Annotated in this window: 14 protein-coding genes; 5 read left to right on the forward strand and 9 right to left on the reverse strand. The window is 26.5% G+C overall.

Going from position 1 to position 14,019, the window contains the following annotated elements; all coding sequences use genetic code 11:
- Positions 1–55: 55 nt before the first annotated feature.
- The gene (locus ARA19_RS06250; protein WP_055070111.1) at positions 56–529 is read left to right on the forward strand and encodes a hypothetical protein; all 474 of its coding nucleotides are present in this window, start codon (positions 56–58) and stop codon (positions 527–529) included.
- Positions 522–1,010, forward strand: a complete 489-nt coding sequence (locus tag ARA19_RS06255) for a hypothetical protein (protein WP_055070112.1) — start codon at positions 522–524, stop codon at positions 1,008–1,010. Before ARA19_RS06250 ends, ARA19_RS06255 begins: the two co-directional genes overlap by 8 nt.
- 403 nt (positions 1,011–1,413) lie before the next feature.
- Here ARA19_RS06255 and ARA19_RS06260 read toward each other — a convergent pair whose 3' ends face one another.
- The 5 genes from ARA19_RS06260 to ARA19_RS06280 form a co-directional block, all read right to left on the reverse strand.
- A complete protein-coding gene (locus ARA19_RS06260; protein WP_055070113.1) occupies positions 1,414–2,628 on the reverse strand; it encodes an SPOCS domain-containing protein in 1,215 nt (404 codons plus the stop codon).
- Positions 2,629–2,670: 42 nt separating this feature from the next.
- Positions 2,671–3,150: a hypothetical protein gene (locus ARA19_RS06265; protein WP_055070114.1), complete on the reverse strand. Its 480-nt coding sequence runs from the start codon at positions 3,148–3,150 to the stop codon at positions 2,671–2,673.
- Between the two features lie 12 nt (positions 3,151–3,162).
- Positions 3,163–3,633, reverse strand: coding sequence for an SPOCS domain-containing protein (locus ARA19_RS06270; RefSeq protein ID WP_055070115.1), 471 nt, complete (start codon positions 3,631–3,633; stop codon positions 3,163–3,165).
- Between the two features lie 73 nt (positions 3,634–3,706).
- On the reverse strand, positions 3,707–4,180 hold the full coding sequence (locus ARA19_RS06275; RefSeq protein WP_055070116.1) for a hypothetical protein: 474 nt from the start codon (positions 4,178–4,180) through the stop codon (positions 3,707–3,709).
- A 79-nt stretch (positions 4,181–4,259) separates the two neighbouring features.
- Entirely contained in the window at positions 4,260–4,751 is a 492-nt protein-coding gene (locus tag ARA19_RS06280) for a hypothetical protein (RefSeq protein WP_055070117.1), read from the reverse strand.
- Between the two features lie 247 nt (positions 4,752–4,998).
- On the opposite strand from ARA19_RS06280, the gene ARA19_RS06285 reads away from it, so the two are divergent.
- Entirely contained in the window at positions 4,999–5,979 is a 981-nt protein-coding gene (locus ARA19_RS06285) for a DNRLRE domain-containing protein (protein WP_055070118.1), read from the forward strand.
- A gap of 153 nt (positions 5,980–6,132) precedes the next feature.
- Here the strand turns inward: ARA19_RS06285 and ARA19_RS06290 are convergent, their stop codons facing one another.
- Entirely contained in the window at positions 6,133–7,368 is a 1,236-nt protein-coding gene (locus ARA19_RS06290) for a chloride channel protein (protein ID WP_055070119.1), read from the reverse strand.
- Positions 7,369–7,511: 143 nt separating this feature from the next.
- A complete protein-coding gene (locus tag ARA19_RS06295; RefSeq protein WP_055070120.1) occupies positions 7,512–8,129 on the reverse strand; it encodes a TetR/AcrR family transcriptional regulator in 618 nt (205 codons plus the stop codon).
- Positions 8,130–8,305: 176 nt separating this feature from the next.
- Here ARA19_RS06295 and ARA19_RS06300 point away from each other — a divergent pair, with 176 nt between their 5' ends.
- Positions 8,306–8,524: a hypothetical protein gene (locus ARA19_RS06300; protein WP_055070121.1), complete on the forward strand. Its 219-nt coding sequence runs from the start codon at positions 8,306–8,308 to the stop codon at positions 8,522–8,524.
- A gap of 156 nt (positions 8,525–8,680) precedes the next feature.
- On the opposite strand, the gene hcp is transcribed toward ARA19_RS06300, so the two are convergent.
- The gene (gene hcp / locus ARA19_RS06305; RefSeq protein WP_055070122.1) at positions 8,681–10,336 is read right to left on the reverse strand and encodes a hydroxylamine reductase; all 1,656 of its coding nucleotides are present in this window, start codon (positions 10,334–10,336) and stop codon (positions 8,681–8,683) included.
- Positions 10,337–10,403: 67 nt separating this feature from the next.
- On the reverse strand, positions 10,404–10,766 hold the full coding sequence (locus tag ARA19_RS06310) for a hypothetical protein (RefSeq protein WP_055070123.1): 363 nt from the start codon (positions 10,764–10,766) through the stop codon (positions 10,404–10,406).
- Positions 10,767–11,312: 546 nt separating this feature from the next.
- Here ARA19_RS06310 and secA point away from each other — a divergent pair.
- The gene (gene secA / locus ARA19_RS06315) at positions 11,313–13,694 is read left to right on the forward strand and encodes a preprotein translocase subunit SecA (RefSeq protein WP_055070124.1); all 2,382 of its coding nucleotides are present in this window, start codon (positions 11,313–11,315) and stop codon (positions 13,692–13,694) included.
- The last annotated feature ends 325 nt before the right edge of the window (positions 13,695–14,019 follow it).

The following is a 14,019-nucleotide window of genomic DNA, read 5'->3' on the forward strand; positions in this document are numbered from 1 at the left end:
AGATAGAATCAAAATTCCACTTGAATGAAGTTTAGGTTTATGGGAGGTTAATATTTTGAATAATATTATAGAATATAGTGGCTTAGCAAAAAAGTTGCCCATTGATATAAAGGCATATAAGCAATTTAATATAAATAAAATAATAGAAATAGAAGAAAATAGGGTAGGCATTAAAGACATAATAAAAGTAGTTGCAAGTAGCTACATAACAAATCAAAGAATTATAAAAACTGCTGAAGGAGAAGCTTTAGATGGAGAAAAATTAACAGGTCTTAAGTACCTTATTAAGGGTTTTATGGATTTAAAAATTTACTATGAGGAGGATGATCCAGTAGGACTTTTAGCAGTAAAAACTGCTAGTGTAAAATTTTATGATGGGGTGATATTAGGTAAAGAATTTATGAGTAGCAACAACTTAATTTTAAATATATATATAGAGGATATATATTCTGAAATAATAAGTGATAGAAAACTTTTAGTAGCAATTACTGCAACAGCAATTGTAGAAGGAGATAGTGAATATGAGTAATTTATTATTTTCTTTAGATACTCTAGATAAATCAGGAATAAATCTTAAAGATATAAAGTTCTTTAAGGAAATAAGTATATGCCATAATATAAATACTAAAGTGAGAGAAGAAATAGAATCTATTCTTTATATGAAAGCTAATATTTTTATAGGAGAAATAAGCTTAATAAAAACAGATAAAATGATATCTAATGAAGGAGTTACATTGAGTGGTTATAAGCTAAGAGTAGAACTTATAATAAATGAGTTTTTTAAGTATAGCTCAAAATTTAGTAATTCTTCAGTGGGAATTATAAGAAATAATATTATAAAAACAGTTTATATCGTTGTTCCAGAAAAATATAGGAATATAAAAATAGAAGAACTATATAGGAAAAAGAAAATATCAATAAAAGGATACCTAGAAGATATGTATTGTGATAAATACAAGGGACAAGTGGATGCGAATTTAACTATTTTAGTAAATTGTAATATAAATTAAAAAAATGAAATTTATAGTAATTTATTCGAATTAACTATAAAAAAGGGGGTATCAAATCAGTATCTTAATTTATATTACTTCTATAAATGTATTTTTTCATCTGCCGAGATAGCGATATAGGTACAAAATGCTGTGACCATTGAACTAGTACTAGAAGCTCTTTATTTTTGAACAATAGTTTCGTGAAAAAATTTCCATTGTTTGAACAAAGTGAGTTTGGAAATTTTAGAAACTGTTGTAGAAAAAATATTAGAGCTTCTTTACGTAAGTGAGTGGTCACAAATGATGAACCTATATAGCTAGATAAAAGGCAGAGCGGATGTATCTGTAATTTGATACATCCGCTTATTATACATATTTTTCTATGTTACTAAAAATATAGTATTGATAAAAAGTTATTTAATTAATCTAATACTTTTACTTTTAATAGTAGGGATACGCTTTTAAAAAAACACCGAGGATTTATAACATCATAGTAAATATCTTCAATATCACCACTAATATCTAATTTACAACCTAAATTATAATTTTTAGGAAGTATTATAAAATTACTAAAAGGAATATTATAATGAGCTGAATGGACAGATTGCTCTGGCTCTGAAGTTGTATATTGAATTATTTGTTTTAACATACCATGAATTATTAACTTATAACCTGTTAAGATTTGACCTTCAATGGAAGTTACCTTAGGGGTTTCAATGACATGACAATTTTTTATTTCTATTTCAGCATTTATACTGTTTATTTCTTCAATATCAGGGTTAACATCAGGGATACTTAAATATTCATCAATACTTATTTGTTTAAATGTTGTAAGAGCAACATTTAAAATATTAGATGAAGTTTCATCGCTAACGGAGGTTTTGATTCCGCTTGAGCCATCAGGGAGCATGTAGTTAAATTTAACATGACCATTATTAATTATAACCCCTTTACAATTACCTGATGTCACTATTACATCAAATTTTAGAGTTATAGAGGAAGCTGATTTTATAGTTCCTACATTTATACCTTGAGATAAATCTACACTATTTATGACAGTGTTATTTAAAGTAAAACTACCATCTATTAATTTTAACTCTGGTGGTAGTTTATCAAAGAAAAAAACACTATTAGCATCAATATCACCATTATTACTTAAAGTTACTGTATAGGTTACTTTATCTCCTAGGACTACATTTTTTTTATTTGATTCTTTTTTTATATTTATACTTACCTTTTTTGCATAGAGGATGCTTGAATTACTTTTACTTTCTCCTGAACGGGGAGGAAGTGAAGGATCTACACTATAAGTAAATTCTCCTAGTGCTGTATTTTCTATAGTAGTACTTTCTTTACTTATAACCTTAGCATCAAAAGTTATAGCTTTAGTTTTTTCTAATTCTAAGGAACCAAGATTTATACCTGAAGTAATATTTAGATTAGTTTTTTTCTCACCATTTATGGTGACTGAATTAGGGATAAATTGTAGGTTCGGTGAGAGTAGGTCCATAATAGTTACATCATTTAAAGTAATATCACCAATATTAGTAGAATAGATTGTATAGGTTACGACATCACCTATACAAGCATAACAGACTGAAGAATCTTTATTTATAAAAAGCTTTGGATTAGCCACATTAACACCTCCATTGAATTGTATATTTAAGAAAAGTAGATATCAATAAATTTTAACATCAATAAATATTAAAATACATTTGTGGATAGTTTTTTCATCAAGTATTCTACCGTAAACTGATTCCACATAAGGTATAACATTGATTCTTCCTGAATTAACTAAATCGCAAACATCTCGATTATCAATTTTTTTTGGTAATATTACAAAAAAGCTTTTTAAATCTTCAAAGTGAAATGAATGAACAGATTGACATAAATCATTAGCTACATAAGTAATTTTTTCTTTTATTTTAAGTTCAATGTTTAATTTCACACCTGTTAAATTTTGTCCTTCTTCAGAAGTGCCTTCTATGGTTTCAATGACTTTTATATCCTTTACTTCTGGCCAAACTAAAATATCTAGTAATGTTTCTATATTAGGTTTTTGTGGAGAAAGGTGAAGAACTTCACAAATATCTTCTTCTTTAAAGTATAATGAATTTTTTGGAAGTATATTTTGTTTACATGATTCTCTAAATAACATTATTATTTCCTCCTAGCAAATATCTGCTGATAACATCATAGTTATTGTGCTATAGATGCATCTTGAATCTGTTTTTTCAGAGTATATATCTTCTATAGTGATAGCTGGAAAAGTTGTAGAATATTTATTTAAATTTTCAGGCAATACTATATATCCACAAAAGGGAAAATGATTATGTGCAATATGAACTGGGTGTGTTTTTTCAAGGGTAACATACTCAAATTTCATTGTTATATCACCGCTTACTAAAAGTTTATACCCAGTGAGAATTTGTCCTTCTAGAGATTTTCCTATAGGAGTTTTTACTATTTCATGATGAATTATTTCACCACTTGCATATACCTTTACTAATTGTTCAATATCTGGTTTTTCAGATGGAATTGAAAAGATATTTTCAATATTTATTTGTTTAAAATTTAATACATTTTTAGGACAACTATTTATTCCATTATATTCAATTAAACCTCTTTGGACTTTACTCATTTCTAACCTCCTAAAATGGTATGTTATTCTTCTAATTATTATATTTAGTTTGAATTAAATGCGATACTAATTATTAAATAGAAAATTTGACTTCTGAAAAAAGTAAACTACAAGTAAAAAATTCTCTTTGATTAATTAATCTAATATGATGATTCCTAAGTGAAGTGAATATTTGGATTTTATTGAATTTAACTAAATCTTCTATAGGATAGCATTTAATTTGCTTTGGAAGTATTATTGAAGCAGTTTTATAAGATGTATAGTTAAAAATATGAACAGGATTCCCTTTCAAATTACTAGAATAGATAAAATTTTCTTTTAATCTTAGGTAAATAGCAAGATTAATACCTGTGAAATTAGTCCCATCTTCAGATACTGATTCAATTGTGTTTATAATTTTATAGTCAATTATTTCAGGGGAAATAAAAAAATCTAAAATATCAGACACATTAGGTTTATTAGAAGAAAGAGGTATTAATTCTGAAATAATATCCTCTTTAAAGTAATTTATTTTTTCAGAGTTTAAGAAAATATTTTTTTCATACATTATAGCTTCCTCTCTTTAATAAAAAAAACTCTATAAGGCTTTGCTTTTAAACAAAGCCCAAAATAGAGTCTTAAAGCAGTTAACAGATACAGTCAGAATCACATGGAATACAAGGATTGCAATTAGCTCCCTTTAATCCTGTAGAAACTACTTTTTCAGAACCTGTTGAAGCTTTTCCTACTAAGATTGTGTATTCATTATCAAAGCCTTCTTTACAAACACAAATATCAAATTGATAAAATCCTAAACAGTCAGTTACAGTATGAGCAATACCGTTTAATCCATTTGGAGTTTTTTTCAATAATTTTACGTAAGCATAAGGAACTGGTTTTCCATTACAATCTTTGATTTGTCCCCATATTCTAACTGTATCTCTATAGTTAACTGTTACATCAGCTTTAACTTCATTATCATATTCATCAATTGAGAATGAAACACTATTACCAACTATATAACTATTTCTAGACGGTTTGTGTGGATGTGATGGATTTGGAGGGCAAGGTCTACTACATCTTCTTGAAGTAGGCATATCATCCATTGATTTATTATAGTCATAAAAACTTTTACTCATTATAAAATAATCCTCCTTGAATTATAAGCATTATAAATATTATTAAAATATAACTAATATCTCTCAGCAATATTATTATAGATAATAATTGGTGAAGTGTTACAATTTGGATTACTAAAGCTACATTAAAAGAATTAATAAATTAAATTGAACAGAATTAGTAGAAAAACATAGTATAGTATTAAAGCATTTTTCCTTTGAGATTTTTTATTTAAATAGATAAATAAATTTAAGGAGTTGATTAATATTGTGCAATAGTAGAATAATAAACTCACAAACAACTTATATAACAAGTGCATATCCAGAGAGGAGCTTTTATTTTGCTAATGGAATTTTAGCTGGAATAGTATCTAATAAATATGATTTAAATGCCTATAAGGCTTTATTGAAATTTGATTTCACAGATGTAGAAAAATGTAACATAGAATCAGCTTTTTTGTATTTATATATAAATGATAGAAAATGTATAGAAGAAGTATATAATAGTAATTTAATAGTTACTAACAATTTGGATAATTTTAATATAAAGAAAGTAAATTGGTATAATCAACCTAAGACTAATTTAGATAATGCCATAAAGATAATTATAAGAGGAGAAAATAAAAAAAATTATATAAAGGTTGATATTAGACAGTTTATAGATAATGGAATATTAAAGGAAGGGTATTTAGGTTTAACAATTCAGGGAATAGCACAATGTAAGACATCTTTGGTTAAATTTTCTTCTTATAACACTATAAATAGACCTTATATAGAGATAAAATATAATTCAATATGTGATGATGAATGTTATTATGAGGACGATTTTGACTGTGATGATGAGGACGATTATGATGATGATTACCATTGTGAATATGATTGCCGATGTGGAGATAAATTTGATTGTGACTATGGAGAAATTTATAGATGTAATAATGAATGTAGATATAATGGAAGTGTTTATATAACTAATGTAAATAGCTCAAGAGAATATCCAGATGATTCAGATGATTATTCATTAATAGCAGAAAAAGGAGCGACAGAATCTACAGGGAGAGGAGTATTAGGAATAACTTCATTTAATTTATATAATTCTGCATTTTACACTTTAGGCCAAATAGTTACTTATGAAGGATCAACTTATATAGTAACAACAAGTCCACCACAAGGAACTCCCGAGAACTCTTTAGATTATATGTTGTTAGGAGCTAAAGAGGCAACAGGTACAAATGGAATAAAAGAAACTTAAATAAGGATGTATTCTTTTTTAGAATACATCCTTGTTTAAGTTGAGTATGTAAAATACTTTATCCAATTTAATCTTTTGTTTAAAGATAGATTAGATTTTTAGAATTTAAATTTTATAATTCTTAAAATAACTATTTCTATAAAAAATATTTTTCTAGATAGAAGGGTATTTATTAATTCTAGAAAATAGAGGGACTAAATATTTTTTTGTTATAAATTCAGAGGCAAATGCTACAACTAATATAAAAGGCCAGGTATTAATACTAAAGAACCAAATTATAAGTATTACTGTAAGCTTAAAGTTTTTTGCAATTCCAGCAAGAGCAGTTGCCATAACTACTGCTACTGAAAATGGAAGACTTATATTAAATATATAAGAACATGCCATTCCTATAGCAGCAGATGAGAACATTATAGGAAAGATAGGTCCTCCTATCCAACCAGTATTTACACAAATTTTTAAAGATAAAAGTTTAATTAGTCCTATTAATATAAGGAGTGCAATACCAAGTGAGGAGTTTCTTATTATTAATTCCTTAAGTGTATGTTCTCCAGAAAATAATACAAATGGAATAGTTATAGCAAGGAGACCAAGAATTAATCCACCTATAATTGAATGTAATATTTTATATTTTTGTAGAGGCTTAAATATTTTAAAAACTATCTTGTCCAATATATTAGAATAAAAAACTATTAATAATCCAATTATAAATAAAGGAATTAAGAATATAAAATCTTCTTTTGTTATTATTGAAGGTGAAAATTTAGTTATAAAAGATACTTTTTTATCCAAACTCATTAAAGTAAATAGAGTAATAACTGAAAATAAAATAATAGTTCCATATAAAAGTCTTTTTATAGCTTTTACTTTCTTTTTATCATTTTCATCTGTAAAGTTATATAAACCATATAAAGGAATTTCAAATATTTTTTCTACAGTTGAATTTGTTTGTACTTTATTGTGTCTTTTTCTTTTAAAACCAAATTTTAAAAATTCACTAATAAGAGTAGAAGTTCCACCTATAATTCCGGTAAGTCCAGCTTCAGGACCAACTGTTGCTCCAAACCAAAGTATGGTAAAGATTTTAACTATTGATTTTGGTAGACTTTTATATTCAATAGAACCTGTAGTTTTAAATTCTTTTATAACATCTTCCATTGTTTTAGGATATTTTCCAATATATTTTTCACATAGTCCAACTAGCAGTCCACCTATAAGGCAAACTGTTAAGATTAGTAATTTACTGTTTTCTTTTAAAATAAATCCATCCCAAAATAGATGTATTCCTAGATAGACTAAAAATAAAAATATCCAACTTATAAGTCCTAGAATGATACCGAATATAGCTGAGTATATGGTACCAACTGAACTTCTTAAAAATGTAGTCATATTGATTTCTCCTTTGTTTTTCTCATAGGTATAGATTTTTAATAACTTTATTCTTTACAGTGTGCGGATAGGAATTACATATTCTATGTATATAGTATCAGCATTTAAATAAAGTTAAAATTTTACTTAAATTAAGTAAAAGCTTATAAATTTTCAATTAAAGTTCTGATATGAGTTTCTCCAATTTCTACAATATCAAAATTACCTTTAGCTAAACACCAAGTGGTCATTATTCCTCTAGCAAAGCTCTCTATATAGAGAACTAATGTATCTAAGTCATTATATTTAGTAAATGTGTCATGTTCTATTCCTTCACAAATTAGCTCTTTTAGTGTAGGAAGGAATTCTCTGTTCACGAAGTGATGATTTTTACCATTTATTGAATCAGAAAGATTGGTAAGATATACTCTACAAATTAAGTCATATCCAATATGATTTGCATACATAAATTCATATTTTAAAAATTGTACTATTTTTTCTTTGATTGATTTATCAGGATTTTTTTGAGCAAATGTTTTATATTCATTTAGAATAAAATTATCAAAGTTTTTTAGTACATAATTACTCATATCTGCATGATAATTTTCTTTTATGATATCTTCCTTAGATTCAAAGTGAACATAAAAAGTCCCTTTAGCGACTCCTGCTTCCTTACATATTTCACTGACAGTTACATTGTCAAATCCTTTTTGATTTATTAGCTCTATAGCTGTTTTAAATATTTTTGCTTTTGTTAATTGTGCCTGTTCTTTTCTAGACATATTAAACCATCCTTTTTTATTTAATGACTATAGTCAGTGACTATAGTCATTAAAATTTTAATACTTTTTTAACTATAAATCAATGTAAAAAAATGAAGTTATAGATTTAAATAAAGTTTTTATTTATGATGTATTAAGTCCATTATTAGAATTTATAAAAGGATCTGTTAAGGCTAGTGGTAAAATTAGTATCTGAAAATATTATTTCGGGTAAAGAATATGGTAGGATTACAGTAGATGGAGTTGTAGTAAATAATGTGGATTTATCTAAGGGCATAAATATAGGATGTATAAGGATTAATAAAACTGTTACTATTAAATATAGTGTTATTGTTAAAAATAGAACATGTAATGGCAAAATAACTAATATTCTAGAGAAATATTTTCTAATATAATTATTTTAATAAAGGCTACTTTATGTAATTATTAATTTAATTTTAGGAGAAATTCTACAGTTAAAATATTAAATTATAATAAGATATTAATATATGAATCCATATAGCATAAGATTAGAGTATCTTTACTATATGGATTTTATTTTATATGTATTTTTAGAGCTGTTGTTTAAGTATATTTTTTAAATCTTCTTCAGCTATAGAAATAGGTGTTAAATTATATGTATCAACTAGGTATTGAAGAACATTAGGAGTCAAAAAGGCTGGTAAACTAGGTCCTATATACATATTTTTAACTCCTAGAGCAAGTAATGCAAGAAGGTCTGCCACTGCTTTTTGTTCATACCAAGAAAGAATAATTGATAAAGGTAAGCTATTTACATCTGTATTAAAGGCATCTGCAAGGGCAAGAGCTATTTTAGTTGCAGAGTAAACGTCATTACATTGGCCTACATCTAAAAGTCTAGGTAATCCGCAAACTTCACCAAAGTCTAATTTATTAAATCTATATTTACCACAAGCAAGTGTTAATATAACACAATCATCTGGAACCTTTTTAGCGAATTCTGTGTAGTAATTTCTACCAGGTTTGGCTCCATCACATCCTCCAATAACAAAGAAGTGCTTTATAGAGCCATTTTTTACAGCTTCTACAATAGCTTCTGCATGTGATAAGGTTGCATTATGACCAAAACCTACTAAGATTTCTTTAGTTGGTTCATCTTCTTCAAAACCACCAAGTTCTAGGGCTTTATTAATTATTTCAGAAAAATCTTTTTTTCCATCAGATAAAGTTTCAATATGTTTAATTCCATCCCAACCAACAACACTAGTTGTAAAGATTCTATCTTTATAAGAATCTCTAGGTTTCATAAGACAATTGGTTGTCATTAGTATACATCCTGGAATGCTATCAAATTCTTTTTGTTGGTTTTGCCAAGCACCTCCATAGTTTCCTACTAAATTAGAATATTTATTTAAGTTTGGATAACCATGTGCTGGAAGCATTTCACCATGAGTATAAATATTTATTCCAGTTCCTTGAGTTTGTTCTAGGAGCATTTCTAAATCTCTTAAATCATGTCCTGATACAATTATAAATGGTCCTTTTTGTTTGTTTACTTTAACCTTTGTAGGGGTTGGATGATTATAGACACCAGTATTAGCATCATCTAAAACTTTCATAACTTCAAGGCTCATATTACCAGCTTTAATCATAAGTTCTATAGCTTCAGTTAAGTTTAGTTTAGGATTTGCTATGGCATCTAAGGCTGTTATGTAAAATTTATCTACAGCATCGCTATGATAACCTATAAACCTAGCTTGATGGCCATAAGCACTAATTCCTTTAAGTCCATAAAGAATTGTATGTTTAACAGATTTAACATCAGGATCTTCACCATTGTCTTTATCAAGTCTAGCTTTTTTAGCATCCTCTAAAATTTGTTCCTTAGTATTACTTAAAACATAATCTGCTTGTTCATTGGTTCTAGTATAATTTTTAGCCTGTGATTTAATTTTCTCCTTTAACTGTTGACTTTCTTTTAACATTTCAATATGAACATCAGCATCAAAATTTACATTAGTTAAAGTGGTAAATAATGAATTTTCAATAAATTTAATGAAAGATGCATCAATAGATCCACCAGCATCTAATATAGATTTACCAAAACAACTTATTCCTTGAAGTTGATAAATAAGTAAATCTTGAAGAGCCGCAATTTCAGGGGACTTACCGCACACACCAAATTTAGTACAAGCCTTTCCCCCTAAAGTTTGCTCACATTGATAGCAAAACATTGGACTGTTCATAAAAATAATTCCTCCTTAATATTAAGATGTTATTTTTAGTACTTCCCTGAATTGCTATAATTAATACTTAAGACTTTTTTTTATTTTGATAATATAGTATAGAATCTCTAACCCATTTTATGCAAAATCTTTTTTCAGCTTTACTAAATTCATTTTTATAAAGATTTAAATCATTAAGAATTCTTGTAACTAACTGAATAGGATTCATTTCAAAAGTTTCTTCCATAGGAATTTGAATTCTTTTGTTTTTGTAAAATGGATTTTTAGAATTATATGTCCAATATAGATTTTCAAAATTTAAAAGCTCTATGTTATTACTAAGAACTAATCTAGGAGCATAGTTACCACCATGAACAAGTCCAGTAATTTCAATTTCAGCTAAAGCACTTAAATCATCATCATCGTTATTTTTAAATATTTTGCTAAGCATAAATTTAAGTCCTCCTTATATATAAATTTCTCCTAATATGTATATTAATATTATATACTCAAATAGTTAATATTAATATAGTTTTATAGAATATGAATATAGTTACGCTTAGAGTGTGATATTTATACAATTTTATTTTAGATTATTTTTCAATATAATATTATAATTATCGGTTTTTATCAATAATATATTTAGCAAACATTATGTTAAAGAAAATATTTTTATTGTTAAAAATATTTGGAGATTTAATAGAAAAAATAAGTTTAATTTAAAGGATACATCTAGATAAAATCACTGAAATTTTGTATTGTAATTTTAATTTAATTAATGAGTTTTTATTTTGTTTGAAATTTGTGATAATATAAGTTAGGATAAGTTTTTATAATTTATTATATTTAAATAAGTAAAATAATTATTAGGAGTGTGACGTAGATATACTCAGAAATAGAATAAATAAGGATTAGTAGTATAGCTATTAATTGAAGTAATTATATAGAAGAGATAAAGTTAAAATATAAAAACAAAGGAAAGTGGAGTAGAGAAACTATGTTGATAAAAAGTTACAATGATAGAGAATTAAAAAGATTAAGTAAAACGGCAGATAAAATTTTAAATTTAAATAAAACCTATAGAAATTTGAGTGATGAGGCACTTCAAGGGAAAACTTTAGAGTTTAAAAGAAGATTGCAAAGTGGTGAAACATTAGATGATATACTAGTTGAAGCTTTTGCAGTTTGTAGAGAAGCAGCTTCAAGGGTTCTTGGAATGAAACAATATAAAGTTCAGTTAATTGGTGGTATAGTAATTCATCAAGGAAGAATTGCTGAAATGAAAACTGGAGAAGGAAAAACATTAACAGAAACATGTCCAGCATACTTAAATGCTTTAGAAGGAAAAGGTACACATATAGTAACAGTTAATGATTACCTTGCAGAGAGAGATATGCATCAAATGAAGCCTCTTTTTGAGTTCTTAGGATTAACTGTTGGAGTTGTAAAACAAGATACTCCTCATAATGAAAGACAAGAAGCTTATAGATGTGATATTACTTATACTACTAATAATGAAATAGGATTTGATTTTTTAAGAGACCATATGGCTGTTGAAGAAGAGGATAAGGTTCAAAGAGATTTACATTTTGTTGTTCTAGATGAGGTTGACTCAATATTAATAGATGAAGCGAGAACTCCTCTTATAATTTCAGGAGAAGGAGATAAACCTACTGAATTATATAGAATAGTTGATCGATTCATAAAAAAATTAATTCCTGAGGATTATGAAAAAGATGAAAAGGAAAATGCAATAACTCTATCAGAAAAGGGAATTAAAAAAGCTGAAAGAGTTTTAGGAATAGAAAATTTAGCTTCTGTTGAATATGGAGAGCTTAATCATTATCTTAGTCAATCTTTAAGAGCAAATTATATGATGATAAGAGATAAGGATTACCTTGTTAAAGACGGAGAAGTTATAATAATAGATGAATTTACTGGAAGAATAGCAGATGGAAGAAGATTCTCAGAAGGACTTCATCAAGCAATTGAGGCTAAAGAAAACTTAGAAATTAAGGCAGAATCAAAAACCTTAGCAACTATAACTTATCAAAATTTATTTAGATCATATAAAAAGTTATCAGGAATGACTGGTACATGTAAAACAGAGGAAGCTGAGTTTAGAGAAATTTATAATTTAGATGTTATAGTAATACCAACTAATAAGCCAATAGCTAGAATAGACAATCCTGATAAGGTATTTTTAAGTCATCAAGGAAAAGTAAGAGCTATAATAAATGATATAATAAACACACATAGAACTGGTAGACCTATACTTGTTTGTACTCCTAGTGTAGAAAAATCAGAGGAGTTATCACTTAAATTAAATCAAATGGGAATACCACATCAACTTTTAAATGCTAAATATCATGAGCAAGAAGCAGATATAGTATCAAGAGCTGGAGAAAGAGGAAAAATAACTATTGCTACAAATATGGCTGGAAGAGGAACAGATATAAAATTATCTAAAGAAGTAGAAGCTATGGGTGGTTTAAAGGTTATAGGAACTGAAAGAGCTTACAATAGAAGAATAGATAATCAGTTAGTAGGAAGAGCTGGAAGACAAGGTGATAAGGGAGAATCTCAATTCTATGTTTCTTTAGATGATGATTTATTAAGAGTATTTGGTCTTGAAAAACTTAAGTCTATGTTAGAAAAACAAGGTTTTAGTGAAGCTGATGTTATACAAAATCCATTTATTCATAAACAAATAGTAAAAGCTCAAAAGAGAATAGAAGGAGTTCACTTTGATGAGAGAAAACAAACTATTAAATATGATGATGTAATAAATGAACAAAGAAAAATAATTTATTCTCAAAGACAAGCTGTTTTACATGGAGAAGAACTTGAACAATATATAGATGAAATGATTAAAGAGACTGTAGAAAGTATAGTAGAAAGAACTTTAGAAAAAGAAGAATGTGAATATGATGATTTTGAAACTAATACAGAACTTCATAATAAAGTATGTTTAGACATATTTAATGAAATATCATTAGGTTATTTATCTACAGGGAAAGAAGTTTTATCCTTTGAAAGATTAAAAAGAAAAAGAGATATAGAAGAATTAGAGGAATATATTAATTCTGTTATGGAAAAGTTTCTTAGAGAGAAAATAGCATTAGATAGAAATTTCTTTGAACAAGCACAAAGAAAAACATTATTATCAGTAGTTGATAAGTTATGGATGGAGCATGTTGATGAAATGACTGAGCTTAAGAAAATGGTAAGAAATGCTGGATACAAGCAACAAGATCCTGTACAAGCTTATCAACTTGAAGGAAGTAAGGTGTTTGGAAGTTTAGTTAATAATATAAGAGAAACGTATATTAGAGCAATTTTTAATATACAAATATTTGTAAATGAACAATTAGGCTAATAAAAATAAATAAGTAGGGGCTATATCAAAATTAACTTATAATATTTTGGTTTAGTCCTTTATTTACTTAATTTTAGAATATAAAATAATTTAAATATTATAATAATATACTTATTCTAAGAAAGGTTTTAGAAATAATTAATTAATATTTTAATGACTTAATTTTTTTTATTAATAATTAAATTTTTAGTAGGAATTTTTATAATAATATATGAAAAAATGTAGAAACTATTGTAAAAGTTAATAAAATAAGAGCGAATATGAAAAAAAGGAGAAATATATATTAAGATAAAGATAATTAGAGTTAGGTGAAAAAATTATTAAA

This window comes from Clostridium massiliamazoniense (genome assembly GCF_001403635.1).
Lineage (GTDB): Bacteria > Bacillota > Clostridia > Clostridiales > Clostridiaceae > Sarcina > Sarcina massiliamazoniense.

What these genes read in the sequence shown, in the direction of transcription:
- ARA19_RS06255 (WP_055070112.1), top strand. Translation starts at nt 522, where the DNA reads ATGAGTAATTTATTATTTTCTTTAGATACTCTAGATAAATCAGGAATA.
- ARA19_RS06265 (WP_055070114.1), bottom strand. Translation starts at nt 3,150, where the DNA reads ATGTTATTTAGAGAATCATGTAAACAAAATATACTTCCAAAAAATTCA.
- ARA19_RS06270 (WP_055070115.1), bottom strand. Translation starts at nt 3,633, where the DNA reads ATGAGTAAAGTCCAAAGAGGTTTAATTGAATATAATGGAATAAATAGT.
- ARA19_RS06275 (WP_055070116.1), bottom strand. Translation starts at nt 4,180, where the DNA reads ATGTATGAAAAAAATATTTTCTTAAACTCTGAAAAAATAAATTACTTT.
- ARA19_RS06280 (WP_055070117.1), bottom strand. Translation starts at nt 4,751, where the DNA reads ATGAGTAAAAGTTTTTATGACTATAATAAATCAATGGATGATATGCCT.
- ARA19_RS06290 (WP_055070119.1), bottom strand. Translation starts at nt 7,368, where the DNA reads ATGACTACATTTTTAAGAAGTTCAGTTGGTACCATATACTCAGCTATA.
- ARA19_RS06295 (WP_055070120.1), bottom strand. Translation starts at nt 8,129, where the DNA reads ATGTCTAGAAAAGAACAGGCACAATTAACAAAAGCAAAAATATTTAAA.
- hcp (WP_055070122.1), bottom strand. Translation starts at nt 10,336, where the DNA reads ATGAACAGTCCAATGTTTTGCTATCAATGTGAGCAAACTTTAGGGGGA.
- ARA19_RS06310 (WP_055070123.1), bottom strand. Translation starts at nt 10,766, where the DNA reads ATGCTTAGCAAAATATTTAAAAATAACGATGATGATGATTTAAGTGCT.
- secA (WP_055070124.1), top strand. Translation starts at nt 11,313, where the DNA reads ATGTTGATAAAAAGTTACAATGATAGAGAATTAAAAAGATTAAGTAAA.